This is a genomic window from Pseudonocardia cypriaca, assembly GCF_006717045.1.
Lineage (GTDB): Bacteria > Actinomycetota > Actinomycetes > Mycobacteriales > Pseudonocardiaceae > Pseudonocardia > Pseudonocardia cypriaca.
Genome location: NZ_VFPH01000003.1, coordinates 386,323 through 403,492 on the forward strand (window position 1 = coordinate 386,323; position 17,170 = coordinate 403,492).

A 17,170-nucleotide genomic window follows, 5' to 3' on the forward strand; every position below is an offset into this window, starting at 1 on the left:
GCGCGCCAGGGGCACTACCGGCGATCCTTGTCACCCACACGTCTCCATGCCTCCGCGACCTGGGCCGTCACGCCCGCCGCCTGCCTGCGCCCGGCGCGGGCCGCCGCGGCCCGCTGTGCCGGGTCCAGCACGTTGCGCCCGATCGCGGCCAGCGCCTCGGCGTCGGGGTTGACGAGCGCCACCCGCGCCCCTTGCGCGCGCAGCTCGGCGACCTGCGCGCCGACGCCGATCATCGGGCCGATCGCGCGCACGATCGGGGCCAGGACCACCACCTGGTCGTACCCGGCGGCGAGGTCGGCGTTGGCCGGCGAGCGCAGCCCGCCGTCGACGAGGTGGCGCCCGCCCGTGCTCACCGGCGCCCAGACGCCGGGGACGGCACAGCTCGCCGCCACCGCCTCCACGAGGGGCACACCGGAGTCGCGGTCGAGCACGACGAACTCACCGGTTTCGGCGTCCACCGCGGTGACCCGCAGGGCCCGCAGCGGCCACTCGTGCACGGGGAGCCGCCGCCCGATCACGGCGATCCGATCGGATGCAGGACCGGTGCGCGCGCGGAGCGCGAATCCGCCGATCCGGGCGCGCATGCGCTGGGGGTCGCGGCCGCCGGCGATCGCGGCGAGGCCGAGCCGCAGCATCGCGCCCGTACCGAGCGCGGCGGCCGCCTCCCCGTCCGGCGGCACGAGCTGGGCGGCGTAGCGCTCCTCCGGGTCGACGCCGGTCGCGAGCTGCGTCCCGACGATCGCCCCCGCGGACGTGCCCACGATCAGGTCCGTGTCTGCGAGGTCGAGGCCGTGGTCCCGGAGCCCGCACAGCATCCCGAGCTCCCAGGCGACCCCGGTGATCCCACCGCCTCCGAGTACGAGCGCCCGACTCATTCCCCGAACCCTAGTTGACGGACGACCATACCTACTAGTAGGTATGTAGCCGTGAGTGCACGGACCAAACTGCTCGACGCCGCGAAACAGCTCGTGTGGGACCGCGGCGTGGAGGCCACCAGCCCGAACATGCTGCTCGCCCGCAGCGGCGTCGGGCAGGGCAGCCTCTACCACCACTTCGGGTCGAAGGCCGAGTGGGCCGAGGCGGCGATCGCGGGCCTCGCCGCGGACCTCACCGAGGAGACCGACGAGCTGTTCTCCGCGCACGAGACCGGCGCCGATCAGCTGCGGGCATACCTGACCAAGCCGCGGACCGCGCTCGACGGCTGCCGCCTCGGCCGGCTCGCGTTCGACCCGGAGGTACGGGCGAACGACGCGCTCCGAGCACCCATCAGCGCCTACTTCGCCCACCTGCGCAGCCTGCTCCGGCCTGCCGTGCGCGCGACCGGAACCGACGACGTCGACGGCGTCGTCGAGGCGATCTGCGCCGTCGTGCAGGGCGGCTACGTCACGTCCCGGCTCAGCGATGACGCCGACACGCTCGAACGCGCCTGCCACGGACTCCTCTCCCTGCTCACGACCCCAACCCACTGATCGGAGACACCGACATGCCCCTCGTCCGAGTCGACGCCGTCGCGGCGGACCCGCAGCAGCTCACCGCGATCGGCGACGCCCTGCACGCGGCGCTCGTCGACGCGTTCGGCATCCCGTCCGACGACCGGTTCCAGGTGCTGCGCGGCGCCGGCACCGACCAGGTCGTGTACGACCCCGGCTACCTCGGGGTCCAGCGCGACGACGGCGTGGTGTTCGTACAGGTCTTCCTGCGGCGCGGACGCACCGACGAGCAGAAGCGCGCGTTCTACCGCGCGCTCGCGAAGCACGCGGCGGACGCCGGGGTCGAGCCGCGCAACCTGTTCGTCGCCCTCGTCGAGAACGGGCTCGGCGACTGGTCGTTCGGCAACGGTGAGGCCCAGTACCTGGACAACCCGCCGACGTGAGCCCCGGGCGCGCGGGCCGCTCACCAGGCGGCAGCCCCCGGCCGGGCCCGCAAGTCGGCCGTGGTGTCAGCAAAGCCACCTTGCTGTCCTCCAGCGTCAGGAAGGTGGCTTTGCTGACACCCCGCCTGCGCCTCCGTCCGAGGGTTTATCCGGCGTGTGGCCGTGCCCGTGCCCGTGAGCCTGACCGGGCCCCGGCACCGGGTCCCCCGCCCGCAGCGGCGCGCCGTGGAACCGGCCCTCGTGCGCGATGATCGGCCGCTGGTCACCCGCGAGCTCCGGGTGCTTCGCCTCGAGCCGCTGCCGCTGGTCCCACTGGTGCCGCAGCTTCGTGACGTACTCGCGGTCGCCGTTGTAGGTGCCGCGCCAGGTCTGCGGCATCTGCTCCTTGGCGAGCCCGGCCCCGGCCTGGCCCAGGAGGCTCGGGCCGGCCGGGATCTTCTTCGGGGCGCCCCCGCAGGCCGGGCAGTCCGGCGCGGGCGCGCCGATGCCGACGAGCCGCTCGAAGCGTTCGCCGCAGTCGCACCGGTAGACGTAGATGGGCACGGCTACCAGTTCTCGACGGACTTGGTGAGGATGTCCGCGATGTCGTCCTCGGTGGGCGTCTTGGGGCAGGTGGCGAGCAGCCGCTGCTGCTTCATCGTGCCGGGCACGAGGTCGGGCACGTCCGCCTCGGTGTAGCCGACCCCGCCGATGCCGTTCGGGATCCCGATGTCGCGCATCAGCGAGATCAGCACGGTGGGGAGCTGCTCGCGCTGGTCGTTCGCCTTGTCCGCCCGCGGGTCGAGCAGCTCGGCGGCGCGCAGGTGCCGTTCCGGGGCGCTGTCGAAGGAGAACCGGAAGGCCTCCGGCGCCGTCAGCGACACGGACTGGCCGTGCGGCACCATCGGCTCCTCCTGCGGGTAGCCCGCAGGCCGGTAGTCCTTCACCATCCCGGCGATCGGGTAGGCGTTGGCGTGCGGGATGTGCACGCCCGAGTTGCCGAAGCCCATGCCGGCGAACGTGGCGGCCATCATCATGTTCGAGCGCGCCTCGACGTCGTCCGCGCCGCGGTGCACCGCCGTGCGGAACGACTGGGCGAGCAGGCCGAGTGACTTCTCGCACCACAGGTCGGACACCGGGTTCGAACCGCAGTACGTCACCCGCTCCTCGGGCTTCTTCCGGTCGAAGGTGGTGTACCAGCGCGCGGTGTACGACTCGAGGGCGTGGCAGACGATGTCCATTCCGGACGCGGCCGTGACCTCGGGCGGGAGGCTCATCGTCAGCAGCGGGTCGATCACGGCCAGCGTGGGGCGCAGCCGCCAGTGGCTGATCCCGGTCTTGACCTTCATCGACAGGATGTCCAGCACGCACATGGCGGTGGACTCCGAGCCGGTGCCCGCGGTCGTCGGGATCGCGACGAGGGGCTTGAGCTGCCCCGGCGGCGTCTTCGCCGCACCGATCGGCTTGTTGATGTAGTCCATCAGCTCGCCGGGATGGCTGGTGAGCAGGTTGATCGCCTTGGCGGTGTCGATCGCCGACCCGCCGCCGACGGCGACGAACCCGTCCCACGGCCCCTGCGCGCGGGCGTACTCGGTGGCCTTGACCATCGAGTCGTCGGTCGGCTCGACGTGCACGCCGTCGAAGATCTCCGACTCGATGTCGTAGCGGCGCAGGTTGTCGGCGATCCGCTCCGGGATGCCCAGCGCGTGGATGCCCGCGTCGGTGATGATCAGGACCCGCCGCACCCCGTAGCCCGACATCTCGAAGCCGACCTCGTCGGACGCGCCCGCGCCGAACTTCAGCGGCGGCGCACCCCACGTGAAGATCGTCTCTTCGGACAGGTCCACTCCGGTCATGTGTACGACCCCTCCGGTGCCGTGCGCAGCTGGTGGATCTGCTCGGCGTCGTGGCCGAACACCATCTGCGCGCCTGTCCGTTGCTGGATTCCCCGCAGCTTCTCGACGGACGCGTAGAACTGCTCCAGGTTGTTGACGATCGCGGCGGGTGTCGCGGGCGGCCCGTAGCTCTCACCCATGTACACGGCATCGGACGTGAAGATCATCGTTCCGCTGTCGGGCAGGTCCACCTGCATCGACATGCACCCGACGGTGTGGCCCGGGGTCTCGATCAACGTCACGCCGGGGAGTAGCTCGGTGTCCCCGGAGACGGTCTCGAACTCGAGGCCCTCGTAGTCGGTCTTGAGGTGCGCGCCGGTGAAGAGCCCCTCGAAGCCGAACGCGAAGTCCTTCTCCCGCTGGTTGCACACGAGCTTCGCGCCGGTGTTCTTGAACATCTGGGCGTTTCCGGCGTGGTCGAAGTGCAGGTGCGAGAGGACGACGTAGTCGATCTCGTCGAGGCCGACGCCCATCTGGTTCAGCCGCGAGTCGAGGTACTCCTCCTCGCTCACGTGGTCGTAGGGGAAGAACTCCTGGAGGCCGGTCGGCCCCCACCGCTCCTCCCAGTCACGCGGGCAGCTGGTGTCCCACAGCAGCTTGCCCTCGTCGGTCTCGACGAGCACGCAGTGCGAGGGGACGTCGACCCACGGGGCCGGCCCGTCCTTGTGGCTGCGGTCCGTGATCGATCGGCCGGGCTTGAGCAACAGCCAGGTCAGGTCGGCGGTCATCGCACCGCAGTGGATCACGCTCACCTTGTTCGCGGTCGCCATCATGATCCTCTCGACGCCGAGGGACTGATCGCTCGACCGTCGCACCCCGGCAGCGAGCCGTCAATCGGCGTCACTGATCGATGGGGCAGGTAGGCCGGGCGGCTGCGACCACGACGAACCGGCCCGTCGTGGCCGCAGCCCGGGAGTCCCCCCTACTCCTTGTTGAGCTTGTCCTGCACGGTGCCCGCCGCCTTCTCGACGGGGTTGGGCACGTCGCTGGTGCCGTACATGCGGGCGTCGGGCCGGGTGGGCGGGGGCATCGGAGCGGTGGTGGTCGGGCCGTCGTGGTAGCTGAACTCGCCCTTGCCGTCCGGCGTCGGCCCGGACGCCCAGCTGCCCTTCGACGCCGCCTCACCGTCGCTGAAGTTCAGGTACTGGTAGGAGACCTCGCGGTACTCGTTCGACTGCGGGAAGTTGCTCGGCGTCGGCATCTGCTCGTACCCCTCCTCCTGCAGCTCCTTCGCAGCGGCGGCCCACATGTTCTGGTGCATGGTGTCGCGGGCGAGGAGGAACGACAGCAGGTCGCGCACGCCGGAGTCGTCGGTCATGTGGTAGAGCCGGGCAACCTGGATGCGGCCCTGCATCTCGGCGTTCGCGTTGGCGGTGAAGTCGGCCAGCAGGTTGCCGCTCCCCGTGATGTACGAGCCCTGCCACGGGTTGCCCTGGCTGTCCACGGGACGCGCGCCCGCGCCGGCCACGATCGCGTGCTGGATGTCCATCCCACCGACGACGGCGGCCACGGTCGGGTCGTCCTGCACGGCATCCTCGGTGACGCCGAGGGGAGCCTTCTCCAGCAGCTGCGCGATCATCGTCGCGAGCATCTCGACGTGCCCGAACTCCTCGGCGCCGATCCCGAAGACCAGGTCCCGGTACTTGCCGGGCAGATGCATGTTCCAGCCCTGGAACATGTACTGCATCGCAACGGTGATCTCCCCGTACTGGCCGCCCAGAACCTCCTGTAGCTTGCGCGCGTACACGGCGTCCGGCTGGTCAGGGGTGGCTTTGAACTGCAGCTCCTGGCGATGGAAGAACATCCCCGCTCCTCTTCGTGTCGACTGGACGTCGCCCGGGTCACCCCGGTCCCCGTCCCGAAACCGATTCGCGCGCGACGTGGCCCCGAGGGGACAGGCGGATCGTTCGCGCGCAGCCGGGGAGGATGGCCTTAGGCTTGCGAACCCGATCCGTGGTTGGAGACGGCCGTGATCGATCTCGACGCATGCTGGCAGCAGACGCTGCTCGACCTGATCGAGCGATCGCACCTCCTCACGGGGGACGCGATCGCGTCCGCGCTCGACGAGGCCCTCGCGCCGCTCCGCCTGCACGCCGAGGTCTACCTCGTCGACCACGAGCAGGTCGAGCTGCGGCCACTGCGGCCGGACGTCCCGGCGGTCCGCGCCGACGGCACCCTCGCCGGCCGGGCGTACCAGCTGGGAACGGTGGTCGAGGGAGCCGAGGGCGACGACCACGTCATCTGGGTCCCGCTTGTCGACGGTGTCGAGCGTCTCGGCGTGTTCCGCCTGCAGGTGCCGGCCGGCGCACCCGTGGCCCTGGACCCGCAGTTCGCGGCGCGGTGCACGGTCATCGGCAGCACGCTCGCCCACGTCCTCGCGTCCAAGCTCCAGCACAGCGACCACCTGGCGACCGTTCAGCGCGCCCAGCCGATGTCGGTGGCGGGTGAGCTGCTGTGGCGGCTGCTGCCGCCGCTGACCGTCGGCACCGAGTCGCTGGCCATCGCGGCCCTCCTCGAGCCCGCGTACGACGTGGGAGGGGACGCCTTCGACTACGCCGTCGCCTCCGACGAGGCCCAGTTCTCGATCTTCGACTCGTCGGGGCACGACCTGAGCGCCGGTCTCACCACCTCCGTCGCGCTCGCCGCGGCACGGACCGCCCGCCGCGAAGGCATGGATCTGCTCGGCGTCGCCGACCGCATCGACAGGGCGCTCGTCGGGGAGTTCCCCGACTTCCGGTTCGTCACGGGGGTGCTGGCCCGGCTCGACCTCGTCACCGGGCGGCTGCGCTACCTCGTCGCCGGGCACCCCGCCCCGGTGCTGCTGCGCAGCGGCCGCGCCGTGCGCAGCCTGGACGGCGCCCGCCGGATGCCGTTCGGACGGATCGCGTCGATCGCCCCGCAGACCGCTGAGCCTGCCGAGGAGCTCCTCGAGCCGGGCGACCGGTTGCTCCTGCACAGCGACGGCGTGGTGGAGGCGCGGGACGCCGATGGCGCTGAGTTCGGCATCGACCGGCTGGTCGAGCTGGCCGAGCGCGCGGCCGCCGACGGCCTGCCCGCGCCGGAGACGCTGCGCAGGCTCACCCACGCCGTGCGCCGGCACCGCGGTATCGAGCTGCAGGACGATGCCACGCTCGTGCTCGTCGAGTGGTCCGGCCGGGCGGCCGCTCTTCTGCTGCCGGACCCGGCACCGCACCCACCCTCGGCGTCGCGACGAGCACGAGGGACGAGGACGGGGGCGGAATAGGGTCGGGACGTGGATCCTGACTCGCCGTCCGAGCTGTTCGACCCGGGCGCGTGGCGCCCGGTCGACGGCTTCGACTTCGCCGACATCACCTACCACCGGGCCGTCGACACGGGCGCGGTGCGGATCGCGTTCCACCGTCCCGAGGTCCGCAACGCGTTCCGGCCCGGCACGGTGGACGAGCTCTACCGCGCCCTCGACCACGCCCGGCAGACCCCCGACGTCGGCTGCGTGCTCCTCACCGGCAACGGGCCCTCGCCCAAGGACGGCGGGTGGGCGTTCTGCTCGGGAGGCGACCAGCGCATCCGCGGGCGCACCGGATACCAGTACGCCTCCGGTGACACCGCGGAGACGGTCGACCCCGCCCGGGCCGGCCGCCTGCACATCCTGGAGTGCCAGCGGCTCATCCGCTTCATGCCGAAGATCGTGATCGCGGTCGTGCCCGGCTGGGCCGCGGGTGGCGGCCACTCGCTGCACGTCACGTGCGACATGACGCTCGCCAGCGCCGAGCACGCCCGGTTCAAGCAGACCGACGCCGACGTCGGGTCGTTCGACGGCGGCTACGGCTCGGCGTACCTGGCCCGGCAGGTGGGCCAGAAGTTCGCCCGCGAGATCTTCTTCCTCGGGCGCGAGTACACGGCGGAGGAGGCCCACCGGATGGGCATGGTCAACGCCGTCGTGCCGCACGCCGACCTGGAGAAGGTGGCGCTCGAATGGGCGCGCGAGGTCAACCGCAAGTCGCCGACGGCCCAGCGAATGCTCAAGTACGCCTTCAACCTCATCGACGACGGGCTGGTCGGCCAGCAGCTGTTCGCCGGGGAGGCCACGCGGCTCGCGTACATGACGGACGAGGCGGTCGAGGGCCGCGACGCGTTCCTGCAGAAGCGCGAGCCGGACTGGGCCCCGTACCCGTGGCACTACTGAGGACGGTGCCCGTCGACGGCTCCCCCGAAACCGTCGGCGGGCTCGTCACCGCACTGCGCGACGCCATCGCGGGCGGCCCCGCGGTGCTGCCGGTCGGCCCCGGTGAGACCGGGGTCGCGGGTGATCCGGGAGAGGGGGCCGCTGTCGTGATCGCCACCTCCGGGTCGACGGGCACCGCGAAGCACGTGGTGCTCTCGGCCGCCGCGTTGCAGGCCTCGGCGCACGCCACGGCCGAACGCATCGGCGGTCCCGCCCGGTGGCTGCTCGCGCTGCCCGCCCAGCACGTCGCGGGCGTCCAGGTCGTCGTCCGTTCCCTGCTCGCAGGCGCCCCGCCGGTGGTGCAGGACCTGCGCACCGGCTTCCGCACCGACGCGTTCGCCGCTGCCACGCACGCGCTCGGCACTGCCCGGCGCTGCACGAGCCTGGTGCCCACCCAGCTGGGCAGGCTGCTCGACGCGGGTGGCGCCGCTCTGGACGCGCTGCACAGCTATGCCGCGGTGCTCGTCGGCGGGGCGGCCCTCCCGGCGCAGCTGCACGAGCGGGCCGTGGCCGATGGCGTCGCCGTCGTCACGACCTACGGGATGAGCGAGACCGCTGGCGGCTGCGTCTACGACGGCGTCCCGCTCGCCGGGGTGCGCGTCGACCTGGAGGACGGCGGGCGGATCCGGCTCGGCGGCCCCACCCTCGCCGACGGCTACCTCGGCGACCCCCGGCTCACGGCGGCCGCGTTCGCCGACGGGTGGTTCCGCACCGGCGACCTCGGCCGCTGGCGGGACGGGCGGCTGGAGGTGCTCGGGCGGGCCGACGACATGATCATCACGGGTGGGGAGAACGTCGCGCCTGCGGCGGTGGAGAGGGTGCTCACCGCCCAGGACGGCGTGACCGCCGCCTGTGTCGTGGGGGTGCCCGACGCCGAGTGGGGGCAGGTGGTGGCGGCGGCGGTGGTGCTCGACGGCGCTCTCGACCCTGCGTTCGCCGAGCGGCTGCGGGGCGCGGTCCGCGCCGAGCTGGGGCGGGCCGCGGTGCCCAGGGTCCTCAGGGCCGTGCCCCGGATCCCGCTGCGCGGCATCGGCAAGCCCGATCGGGCGGCGACGGCCCGGTTGATCACCGCCGAGGACGCCCCTGCCCCGAACAGCACCGCTTCACACCCCCGAACCGGCTGACCTCGCGCTACACCCCTTCGGTCCTGTCACTCTGCGTTGATTGACGAAGACGCAGCGTTTAGGTCTCCTGCCTCTTGAGAAGCACCTGTCACAAGAGCACCGAGGACGACCGCATGAGGTGGGGAACCGCGACCGCGCTGCTCGGCATCGCGAGCACCGTCGCGCTCGGCCCCACGACGCCGGCAGCGGCGGGCCCGCCGCCCGTGTCCTGGACCGCGGACCTCCGGCAGGGGGAGGCCTCGGGCATCGTGCTCGCCGATGGCGTTGCCCGCATCGACCCGAGCTCCGCGTTCGTCGCCGTCGCGGAAGGCGCGCCCGCGGGCGCCCCGGCCCAACCGACGGGCCTGCTGACGTTTCCCGCCCGGCGGCTCGCGGTGGCGACCGACCACGTCGCGGTCGCGGTGACGGGCGAGGTACCGGCGGACGCGACCGCCACCGTCGACGTACGGGGGCGCCGCGGCACCGGCGGGTGGACGGAGTGGATCCCGGCCACCCCCGAACGCGACGGTCCGGTCGTCCTGCTCCCGACCGCCTCGGCTGAGGTGCAGGCCAGGCTCGTCCTCTCCGGCGACCCGGCGGCCGGGCCGACCGTCCGCGACGTCACCCTGACCGCCCGTCCTGCGCCGCCCGGCCGGGCCGAGTCCGACGGACGAGCGCACGCGCTCTCCTACCGGGTCTTCGCGACGCGCGAGGGGCTCGTCGGCCGCAAGACGGCGAACGGGCACGTGATCGGCGACCGCGACCACTTCGTGGCACTGCCGTCCCGCCGGTCGCTGTCGCCGCGCGGCAGGAGCGACTACTCGGTGAAGGTGTGCGCACCGACCGGCCGCTGCGCGTTCGCGCCCGTCTGGGACGTCGGGCCGTGGAACACGCGCGACGACTACTGGAACCCGGGCCGCCACCGGCAGCAGTGGGGCGATCTGCCACAGGGACTGCCGCAGGCCCAGGCCGCCCACCAGACCGGCTACAACGGCGGGAAGGACCAGTACGACCGCAGGGTCGCCAACCCCGCCGGCATCGACCTGGGCGACGGCGTCTTCTGGGACGCGCTCGGCCTCAGGAACAACTCCTGGGTCGACGTCGAGTACCTGTGGACCGGCAAGGAGAGCCTGGCGACGGTCGAGGCCGACACCGACGTACGCGCCGCCCCCGACGCCGCGGCCCACGTCGTCGGGCTGGCGGCGGGCCGCGCCTCCGTCCCCGTGCAGTGCGTGCAGGACCAGTGGCTGCGGATCGGCCGGAACATGTACGTGGAGGCCTCCGCCGTCCCGCACCCGCCGGCGGCCGGCCCCTGCCCCCCGACCCCCACGCCCTGACTCGCGCACCCGGAGCGCGACTCACGCACACCGAGAGCGCGACTCGCGGGATCCAGCACCCCCCTGTGCGCGAGTCGCGGTCGCGGTGCACGCGAGTCGGGGTGCGCAGGCGGCGGGGGTTGGCCTCCGGACGCGGGATAACGTGCGCATGTGGCCACGATCGCGCAGTGGGTGGAGGGTGCTCGACCACGCACCCTGCCGACCGCCCTCTCCCCCGTCATCGCCGGTACCGGAGCAGCGATCGGGCACGGGGTCGTCGCACCGGGGCGGGCGCTGCTCGCGCTGGTGGTCGCGGTCTCGCTCATGATCGGCGTCAACTACGCGAACGACTACTCCGACGGCATCCGCGGCACCGACGACGACCGCGTCGGGCCGCTGCGGCTGGTCGGGTCGCACCTCGCCGCCCCGTCGACCGTGCGGACCGCGGCGTTCTTCGCGTTCGGGGTGGCCGGGCTGGCGGGCTTGACGCTGATCTCACTGAGCCAGGAGTGGTGGCTGATCGCCGTGGGCGCGATCTGCATCGTGGCCGCCTGGTTCTACACGGGCGGCTCACGCCCCTACGGCTACCTGGGGTTCGGGGAGATCGCGGTCTTCGTCTTCTACGGGCTCGTGGGCGTGCTCGGCACCGTGCTCACGCAGAGCGGCCCGCCCGGGCCGCTCGCCGTGGTCACCGCGATCGGCGTGGGCATGCTCACGAGCGCGGTGCTGGTGGCCAACAACCTGCGCGACATCCCCACCGACGCCGCCGTCGGCAAGCGCACCCTGGCAGTTCGGATGGGCGACCGCGACACCCGCCGCCTCTACGCGGCGCTGACGCTGCTGCCGTTCCTGGTCTCCGCCGGTGCCGGGCTGCGCAGCTGGCCGATGTTGCTCGCCCTGCTCGCGCTGCCGTTCGCGGTGCTCCCGATCCGGGACGTCCTGCGTGGCGCGGAGGGCAAGAAGCTCATCCGGGTGCTGGCCCAGACCGGGGTGCTGCTGCTGGCCTGGTCACTGCTGACCGCGATCGGCCTCGCGGTCGGCCGGTTCGTCTGACCCGGCGGGCGGCTCCGCAGCAGGCGCGTCGCCACGCAGCTTCGCCCGCAGGGCCTCCCGCTCCCGGCCCCGGCGCTCCCGGGCCGTGTTCACCGCGCTGTCCAGCCGGGCCCGCAGCCCGCGGAAGAGGACCATCGACAGCGGCAACGCCACGATCAGCGCGATCAGCAGCGCGAGGACGAACGGCACGCCGGTCACGACCAGCACCGCGGTGACGAGGGCGACCAGCGCGAGACGCGCGGCCGTGTAGAGCGCCACGGTGGCGGCCAGGCCCGGCTGCCGCTCCGTGGGGGTCGGCGACGACATGCACCGAGCGTACGACCGGGGCGGGGAACCGCTCCGGGTAGCCGGGGCGACCTGTCCGGTTCGTCCTTTAAGAGCCCTTTACCTGCAGACAACCGTTCGAGTACCTGGGGTCCGAGGTGTCACGATGGCCCGGAAGCACCACGTTCTGGGAGGTCTTTGATGTCGATCACGGCGCACACCGGCAGCAACGAGCGCCTGCTCACCCCCGGCGAGGTGGCCGCTCTCTTCCGGGTCGACCCCAAGACGGTCACCCGCTGGGCCTCGGCCGGCCGGATCGGCTCGATCCGCACGCCCGGCGGCCACCGGCGCTTCCGCGAGTCCGAGGTGCGCAGCATGCTGGCCGACCTCACGAGCGAGGCCACCCTGCCGCCCGCCCGCCCCTGAACGCGCCCCGTTCGCAGCACTTCACCCCGCCCCCGCGCGTCCTCGGCTAACCTCGGGTGCGGAGGTGGTTCGACAATGTTGTTCCTCATCGCATTCGTCGGCGCCGCGATCATCGCTCTGGTGCTGTGGAAGGCGATGAACTCCGGCGCCGTAGAACTCCCGCAGCCCCCACGCCGTGGCCCGGTCACCGGACCGGGTCGCGCACCGCGCGTGAGCGGCCCGGACGACGATCCCGAGTTCCTGCGTCAGCTCGACGAGAAGGTCCGCAGGCGCGACGAGCCGCCCGGGGCCTGATACCGGGATACCGAGGAGGCCCGCCCGGCCATCGTGGTCAGGCCGGGGGCCCCTCGAAGGCGTCGGCCACCGCGGCCGCGACCTCCAGCAGCGCGAGGCGGGTGGCCGGCTCCAGCCGATCGAGGTCCACCTCGGCGCCCTCCTCGAGGTGGGCGTCGAACGGGACCCGGGTCACGGTGCGGCAGCGCGCCGCGAAGTGCTCTGCCACCTTCCCGAGATCCACCCCGCCCGCCGAGCGGTGCACGCAGTTGATCACTGCGACGGAGTTCTTCACCAGGTCGCCGTGGCCGTGCGCGTCCAGCCAGTCCATCGTGGCCGACGCGCTGCGCGCCCCGTCGATCGAACCGGACGACACGATGATCAGCTGATCGGCGAGCCCGAGCACGCCGTACATCGCCGAGTGCATGAGTCCGGTGCCGCAGTCGGTGAGCACGATGTTGTAGAAGTGCTCCAGCAGGGTGACGGTGCGGCGGTAGTCGTCCTCGCTGAACGCCTCCGACACCGCGGGGTCCTGCTCGCTCGCCAGCACCTCGAGGCGCGAGGGACCCTGTGAGGTGTACGCGCGCACGTCGCTGTAGCGCCGCACCCGCTGCGCGTCGCGCAGCAGGTTGCGCACGGTGGCACTGGTCTCGAGCGGGATCTTCTGGCTGAGCGTGCCGCGGTCGGGGTTGGCGTCGACCGCCACCACCCGGTCGCCGCGCAGCGAGGCGAACGTGGCGCCGAGCGTGGCGGTGACCGTGGTCTTGCCGACGCCGCCCTTGAGGCTGAGGACCGCGATCTTGTAGCAGCCGAGCAGGGGGCGGTTGACCCGCGCCGTCAGCTCCCGCTTGCGGATGTCGGCCGGGCTCTCGCCGGGGTTGATCAGGCGCCCGGACAGGAGGTAGACGGCCCGCCGCCAGCCGGACTGCGGGGGCCTGCGCGTGGGCGTCAGCACCCGCGCGGTGGCCAGGTCCGGGCTGGCAGCGCGACCGCTGCGGGCGCGCTGCGCCTCCTGGGCGGCCACGGCGCCGGGGTCGACCCAGCGTGCGGTGCCGCGGGGCGGGGTGCGGGGCCCCGCGGGTGGCACCTCTGCGGGCGGGTCCGCCACGCGGCCGTCGACCCGCAGGAGGTCGTTGGGCATGGTCCGGTCGCCCACACCGGGCTCGTCCGAGCCGGGCGGGTCGAGGTCGGGGTCGGAGCGCGGTGCGGGCGGCTCAGGCGCGACCGGCGTCGGCGCGGCTCGGGAGGCAGAAGGGGTGGTGGCGCCCCAGCGCTCGCGGACGTACCGGCCCACGGAGCCGTCGGGGAAGTCCCGATCGTCACTGGTTTGACGCTCTGTCATCAGTACATCCCACCGAGCGCATCGAGTCGACCGCCGAACCCCCACACGGACGCCGACGGTAGTCGGCCGAATGCCCGGGGTCGAGGCGCGGCCGGGTGGCGGCGTGTCACTCGGCGTCAGCCCACCCCGGCGTACGAGTGCAGACCGGCGACGACCATGTTGATGAAGAAGAGGTTGAAGATGATCGTAGCGAAGCCGGCGACGTTCACCCACGCCGCCCGACCGGTGCGCCAGCCCGCTGTCGCCCGCGCGTGCAGGTAAGCCGCGTAGATCACCCAGGAGACGAACGCAACCGTCTCCTTCGGGTCCCAGCCCCAGAACCGGCCCCAGGCCGCCTCCGCCCAGATCGCCCCGGTGATGATCGCGAACGTGAACAGCGGGAACGCGACGATCGTGACGCGGTAGGCGAGGCGGTCGAGCGCATCGGCGGCCGGCAGCTTCTCGGCGACCGGGTCGAGCCAACCCGAACGGCGCAGCAGGAACAGCAGGCTGGCAACACCCGAGAAGATCAGCAGTCCGGACGAGATGCTGATCGTGCTGACGTGGATGCTCATCCAGTACGAACGCAGCGGCGGCACCACGGGCCCCGCGGGCGCGTAGAGCACCGACCCGGCCAGTGCCATCAGCACGAGCACCGGGAACAGCACGAACGGTCCCGCAGGCCGCACCACGGGCGAGCGGCGCAGCACGACCAGCCACGTGACGACCGCCGCGAGGCAGATCGCCGCGATGAACTCGTACATGTTGCCCATCGGCCACCGCTCGGCCGCGATCCCGCGGGTGGCGATCGACGCGAGCTGCAGCGCCGCACCGAGCACGGTCAGCGCGACGGCCATCCGGCCGAACCGCTCGGGGCGGTTGCGCACGGGCTCACCCGCGGGCGCATCGTCCGCTTCGGCTGCGCCGACCAGCACGGGCACTTTCGCCCGACCCGCCGCGAACTCGACGGCGTGGAAGATCATCGCCAGCGCGTAGATCCCCGCGGCCGCCACGAAGAGGCGGTCGCTGAAGGTCGCGAGTTCGACGAGCATCAGTCCTCCGGTGATTTCAGCAGGTCCGCGCGCAAGCGGTCGAACTCCTCGCCGTAGCCCGCGCGGTCGGTGCGGGCCAGCCCGCCGAGCTCGACGACGGTGCGGGCGCCGTCCTCGGCCGGCGTGAGCCGAGCCCAGAACCGGCGCCTGCGGATCGTCAGCGAGAGGCCGAGGCCGCCGAGCAGGAGCACGGCGAACACGAGCACGGCCTCCTGGCCCGGGTCGTAGCTGATCTGCAGGTACGCCCAGTTCTGCACGCCGTCGAAGCGGACGACGGTGCCGTCGTCGAGGGTGAGCGACCCGCCGGGCACCAGGTTGGCCCGCGCCACCCGGGTGAGAGCACCCGAGTCGACCATGCGCTGGTCCACCTGGAAGATCGACTGCCCGCGGCCGTCGTCGAGCCCGAGGTCACCGCGCAGCACGTCGACCGCGACCTCGGGGGCCAGCAGGGCCGGGAACACGGAGGTGACGACGTCCCCGCCGGACGACGTGGGGGCGAACAGGCCAGTGACGGCGAGCTGGGAGGTGCGCCGCTTCTCGTCGTCGGTGACGCCCGGCGGCTCGAACTTCGTGGCGCCCTCCGACAGCAGGGTCGCCTGGTCCACCGGCCGCCACTGGATCTCGCCCGTGCGCTGCTGCCCGTCCGGCCACGTCACGGTGAAGCGCGGCGCGTACCCGTGGCCGAGCAGGTAGACGCGGTTGCCGTCGACCCGCAGGGGGTCGTTGACCTCCAGCTCGTGGGTGCGCCACTGGTCGACGCCCGCTTCGACGTCCTCAGCGCTCTGGTAGGACAGCGAGCCGCGGAAGCTGTCGGCCTGCCCGTTCGGCAGGAAGTCCGCCTGGAAGTCGTCGAGCCGCACGCAGAACGGGGTGAGGTCGGTGCCGTCGACGCGCAGGCCTGCGCGGAAAGTGTCGTAGCCGAGGATGCCGGTGTTGCAGAACTGGCCGCCGCCCGACATGACGATGACCTGGCCCTCGTAGCCGAAGAGCTTGCCGGCCGCGAAGCCGATGAGCAGGCCGATCAGGCTCAGGTGGAACAGCAGGTTGCCGGCCTCGCGCAGGTAGCCCTTCTCCGCGGAGACCGTGCGTCCCTCCCCGTCCGGCCGCTCGACGCGCCGCCAGCCGCGCAACCGGGAGCGGACGCGCTCGGCGGCCTCGTCGATGCCGACGTCGAGGGTGGCGCTCGCGTGGTGCGGCATCCGCGCCAGGTTGCGCGGGGTGACCACCGGTTCGGCCCGCATCGCCCCGACGTGCTCGAGGGTGCGCGGCAGCACGCAGCCGATCAGCGAGATCATCAGCAGCAGGTAGATCGCGGCGAACCACGGCGCGGCGAACAGGTCGAAGAACCCGAGCCGGTCGAGCGTGGGCGCGAGCCACGGGTAGTCGGCGAAGTACTGGTCGACGAGCCGCTGGTTGAGCGACCGCTGCGGCAGCAGGGCACCCGGCAGGGCGGCGAGCGCCAGCAGGAAGAGCAGCACCAGCGCGGTACGCATCGAGGTGAGCCCGCGCCACGTGTTGCGCAGCACCGCCCACACCCCCGCGAGTCGCGGTGCCGGTGCACGCGAGTCGCGCTCCGGGCGCGCGCGAGTCGGGCTGTCGGTGGGCGCGGCCATCTACAGCACCGGGACGAAGCCGGCGATGGACACCTGCAGCCGGGCCAGCAGGTCGCCCCACAGCCCGGTGACCAGGAGGACCCCGACCGCCACCATCAACGTCCCGCCCGCGAGCTGGATCGCGCGGGTGTGGCGGCGCAGCCAGCCGAGCGCCCGCACGGCCCGGGAGGCACCCAGCGCGATGAGCACGAACGGCAGCCCGAGGCCCGCGCAGTAGGCGACCGTGAGCACGACGCCGCGCAGCGAGCCACCGCCGGTGCCCGCCGCAACCGCGACGACGCCCGCGAGCGTCGGCCCGATGCACGGCACCCACCCGAGACCGAAGACCGCACCCAGCAGCGGCGCGCCCCAGACCCCGGCCCGCGGCACCCAGTGCACCCGCTTCTCCCGCTGGAGCACGGGCACGAGCCCGACGAACGCGAGCCCCATCACGATCATCACGACGCCGCCCGCCCGCTGCAGCAGGGCCTCGTTGGCCACGAGCGCGTCGGCGAGCCAGACGACGCCGGTGAGGATCGCGCCGAAGACGACCGTGAAGCCCGCGACGAAGAGCGCGGCCGCCCCGGCGACCCGGAACCGGCCGGACCGCCGCTCCTCGGCCTCGGCGGGCGTGGCCGGCGGGGCGTCGGCGCCGACGAGCCCGGCGAGGTAGGCCAGGTAGCCCGGGACGAGCGGGACCACGCAGGGCGACGCGAAGCTCACCGCGCCGGCCAGAACGGCCACGGCGGCGGCGAGCAGCAGCGGTCCGGAGACCGCGAGCGTCGTCGAGGGGTCCATCACCCAAGAGGGTAGGCCGCG

At 72.8% G+C, this 17,170-nt stretch carries 19 protein-coding genes; 9 read left to right on the plus strand and 10 right to left on the minus strand.

Features of this window, described 5'->3' with window-relative positions:
- Nucleotides 1-14 precede the first annotated feature (14 nt).
- Nucleotides 15-875, minus strand: a complete 861-nt coding sequence (locus FB388_RS33835) for a patatin-like phospholipase family protein (protein WP_142106757.1) — start codon at nucleotides 873-875, stop codon at nucleotides 15-17.
- A 51-nt stretch (nucleotides 876-926) separates the two neighbouring features.
- Between FB388_RS33835 and FB388_RS33840 the strand changes: the two genes are divergently transcribed.
- Entirely contained in the window at nucleotides 927-1,469 is a 543-nt protein-coding gene (locus tag FB388_RS33840) for a TetR/AcrR family transcriptional regulator (RefSeq protein ID WP_170225964.1), read from the plus strand.
- 14 nt (nucleotides 1,470-1,483) lie between these two features.
- The gene (locus FB388_RS33845) at nucleotides 1,484-1,873 is read left to right on the plus strand and encodes a tautomerase family protein (protein ID WP_142106759.1); all 390 of its coding nucleotides are present in this window, start codon (nucleotides 1,484-1,486) and stop codon (nucleotides 1,871-1,873) included.
- Nucleotides 1,874-1,969: 96 nt separating this feature from the next.
- Here FB388_RS33845 and FB388_RS33850 read toward each other — a convergent pair whose 3' ends face one another.
- The 4 genes from FB388_RS33850 to FB388_RS33865 all read right to left on the minus strand — a co-directional run bounded on the left by FB388_RS33850 (nucleotide 1,970) and on the right by FB388_RS33865 (nucleotide 5,551).
- Nucleotides 1,970-2,416, minus strand: coding sequence for an FmdB family zinc ribbon protein (locus tag FB388_RS33850; protein WP_211362416.1), 447 nt, complete (start codon nucleotides 2,414-2,416; stop codon nucleotides 1,970-1,972).
- A 2-nt stretch (nucleotides 2,417-2,418) separates the two neighbouring features.
- A complete protein-coding gene (locus tag FB388_RS33855; protein ID WP_142106760.1) occupies nucleotides 2,419-3,708 on the minus strand; it encodes a hydroxyacid-oxoacid transhydrogenase in 1,290 nt (429 codons plus the stop codon).
- Nucleotides 3,705-4,517 carry an N-acyl homoserine lactonase family protein gene (locus tag FB388_RS33860; RefSeq protein WP_142107694.1) on the minus strand — a complete coding sequence of 271 codons (813 nt, stop codon included), beginning with the start codon at nucleotides 4,515-4,517 and terminating at the stop codon, nucleotides 3,705-3,707. Before FB388_RS33860 ends, FB388_RS33855 begins: the two co-directional genes overlap by 4 nt.
- Before the next feature lie 152 nt (nucleotides 4,518-4,669).
- The gene (locus FB388_RS33865) at nucleotides 4,670-5,551 is read right to left on the minus strand and encodes a manganese catalase (protein WP_142106761.1); all 882 of its coding nucleotides are present in this window, start codon (nucleotides 5,549-5,551) and stop codon (nucleotides 4,670-4,672) included.
- A gap of 165 nt (nucleotides 5,552-5,716) precedes the next feature.
- On the opposite strand from FB388_RS33865, the gene FB388_RS33870 reads away from it, so the two are divergent.
- From FB388_RS33870 to FB388_RS33895, 5 genes are all read left to right on the plus strand, one after another.
- Nucleotides 5,717-6,991 (plus strand): PP2C family protein-serine/threonine phosphatase, encoded by a 1,275-nt coding sequence (locus FB388_RS33870; protein WP_142106762.1) that lies wholly within the window; start codon nucleotides 5,717-5,719, stop codon nucleotides 6,989-6,991.
- A 9-nt stretch (nucleotides 6,992-7,000) separates the two neighbouring features.
- Nucleotides 7,001-7,912 (plus strand): 1,4-dihydroxy-2-naphthoyl-CoA synthase, encoded by a 912-nt coding sequence (locus FB388_RS33875; RefSeq protein ID WP_142106763.1) that lies wholly within the window; start codon nucleotides 7,001-7,003, stop codon nucleotides 7,910-7,912.
- On the plus strand, nucleotides 7,909-9,075 hold the full coding sequence (menE, locus tag FB388_RS33880) for an o-succinylbenzoate--CoA ligase (RefSeq protein ID WP_142107695.1): 1,167 nt from the start codon (nucleotides 7,909-7,911) through the stop codon (nucleotides 9,073-9,075). The genes FB388_RS33875 and menE overlap by 4 nt, the downstream gene beginning before the upstream one ends.
- Nucleotides 9,076-9,188: 113 nt before the next feature.
- Nucleotides 9,189-10,391, plus strand: coding sequence for a hypothetical protein (locus FB388_RS39735; protein ID WP_170225965.1), 1,203 nt, complete (start codon nucleotides 9,189-9,191; stop codon nucleotides 10,389-10,391).
- Between the two features lie 150 nt (nucleotides 10,392-10,541).
- On the plus strand, nucleotides 10,542-11,423 hold the full coding sequence (locus FB388_RS33895; RefSeq protein ID WP_142106766.1) for a 1,4-dihydroxy-2-naphthoate polyprenyltransferase: 882 nt from the start codon (nucleotides 10,542-10,544) through the stop codon (nucleotides 11,421-11,423).
- Here the strand turns inward: FB388_RS33895 and FB388_RS33900 are convergent.
- The gene (locus FB388_RS33900) at nucleotides 11,379-11,729 is read right to left on the minus strand and encodes a DUF4229 domain-containing protein (RefSeq protein WP_142106767.1); all 351 of its coding nucleotides are present in this window, start codon (nucleotides 11,727-11,729) and stop codon (nucleotides 11,379-11,381) included. The genes FB388_RS33895 and FB388_RS33900 overlap by 45 nt on opposite strands.
- A 165-nt stretch (nucleotides 11,730-11,894) precedes the next feature.
- Between FB388_RS33900 and FB388_RS33905 the strand changes: the two genes are divergently transcribed.
- The gene (locus tag FB388_RS33905; RefSeq protein ID WP_142107696.1) at nucleotides 11,895-12,113 is read left to right on the plus strand and encodes a BldC family transcriptional regulator; all 219 of its coding nucleotides are present in this window, start codon (nucleotides 11,895-11,897) and stop codon (nucleotides 12,111-12,113) included.
- Nucleotides 12,114-12,188: 75 nt separating this feature from the next.
- Nucleotides 12,189-12,407: a hypothetical protein gene (locus FB388_RS33910; RefSeq protein WP_142106768.1), complete on the plus strand. Its 219-nt coding sequence runs from the start codon at nucleotides 12,189-12,191 to the stop codon at nucleotides 12,405-12,407.
- Nucleotides 12,408-12,444: 37 nt separating this feature from the next.
- On the opposite strand, the gene FB388_RS33915 is transcribed toward FB388_RS33910, so the two are convergent.
- From FB388_RS33915 to FB388_RS33930, 4 genes are all read right to left on the minus strand, one after another.
- The gene (locus FB388_RS33915) at nucleotides 12,445-13,728 is read right to left on the minus strand and encodes a MinD/ParA family ATP-binding protein (RefSeq protein WP_142106769.1); all 1,284 of its coding nucleotides are present in this window, start codon (nucleotides 13,726-13,728) and stop codon (nucleotides 12,445-12,447) included.
- Between the two features lie 116 nt (nucleotides 13,729-13,844).
- Nucleotides 13,845-14,759, minus strand: a complete 915-nt coding sequence (ccsB, locus tag FB388_RS33920; protein WP_142106770.1) for a c-type cytochrome biogenesis protein CcsB — start codon at nucleotides 14,757-14,759, stop codon at nucleotides 13,845-13,847.
- A complete protein-coding gene (gene resB, locus FB388_RS33925; RefSeq protein WP_142106771.1) occupies nucleotides 14,759-16,372 on the minus strand; it encodes a cytochrome c biogenesis protein ResB in 1,614 nt (537 codons plus the stop codon). Before resB ends, ccsB begins: the two co-directional genes overlap by 1 nt.
- Nucleotides 16,373-17,149: a cytochrome c biogenesis CcdA family protein gene (locus tag FB388_RS33930; RefSeq protein WP_142106772.1), complete on the minus strand. Its 777-nt coding sequence runs from the start codon at nucleotides 17,147-17,149 to the stop codon at nucleotides 16,373-16,375.
- Between the last annotated feature and the right edge of the window lie 21 nt (nucleotides 17,150-17,170).

Bases quoted from the DNA above. Each gene is read 5' to 3' on its own strand.
- ccsB (WP_142106770.1), bottom strand. From the start codon at position 14,759: ATGCTCGTCGAACTCGCGACCTTCAGCGACCGCCTCTTCGTGGCGGCC.
- FB388_RS33930 (WP_142106772.1), bottom strand. From the start codon at position 17,149: ATGGACCCCTCGACGACGCTCGCGGTCTCCGGACCGCTGCTGCTCGCC.
- FB388_RS33900 (WP_142106767.1), bottom strand. From the start codon at position 11,729: ATGTCGTCGCCGACCCCCACGGAGCGGCAGCCGGGCCTGGCCGCCACC.
- FB388_RS33865 (WP_142106761.1), bottom strand. From the start codon at position 5,551: ATGTTCTTCCATCGCCAGGAGCTGCAGTTCAAAGCCACCCCTGACCAG.
- FB388_RS33835 (WP_142106757.1), bottom strand. From the start codon at position 875: ATGAGTCGGGCGCTCGTACTCGGAGGCGGTGGGATCACCGGGGTCGCC.
- FB388_RS33845 (WP_142106759.1), top strand. From the start codon at position 1,484: ATGCCCCTCGTCCGAGTCGACGCCGTCGCGGCGGACCCGCAGCAGCTC.
- FB388_RS33860 (WP_142107694.1), bottom strand. From the start codon at position 4,517: ATGGCGACCGCGAACAAGGTGAGCGTGATCCACTGCGGTGCGATGACC.
- FB388_RS33910 (WP_142106768.1), top strand. From the start codon at position 12,189: ATGTTGTTCCTCATCGCATTCGTCGGCGCCGCGATCATCGCTCTGGTG.
- FB388_RS33855 (WP_142106760.1), bottom strand. From the start codon at position 3,708: ATGACCGGAGTGGACCTGTCCGAAGAGACGATCTTCACGTGGGGTGCG.
- FB388_RS39735 (WP_170225965.1), top strand. From the start codon at position 9,189: ATGAGGTGGGGAACCGCGACCGCGCTGCTCGGCATCGCGAGCACCGTC.
- resB (WP_142106771.1), bottom strand. From the start codon at position 16,372: ATGGCCGCGCCCACCGACAGCCCGACTCGCGCGCGCCCGGAGCGCGAC.
- FB388_RS33915 (WP_142106769.1), bottom strand. From the start codon at position 13,728: ATGACAGAGCGTCAAACCAGTGACGATCGGGACTTCCCCGACGGCTCC.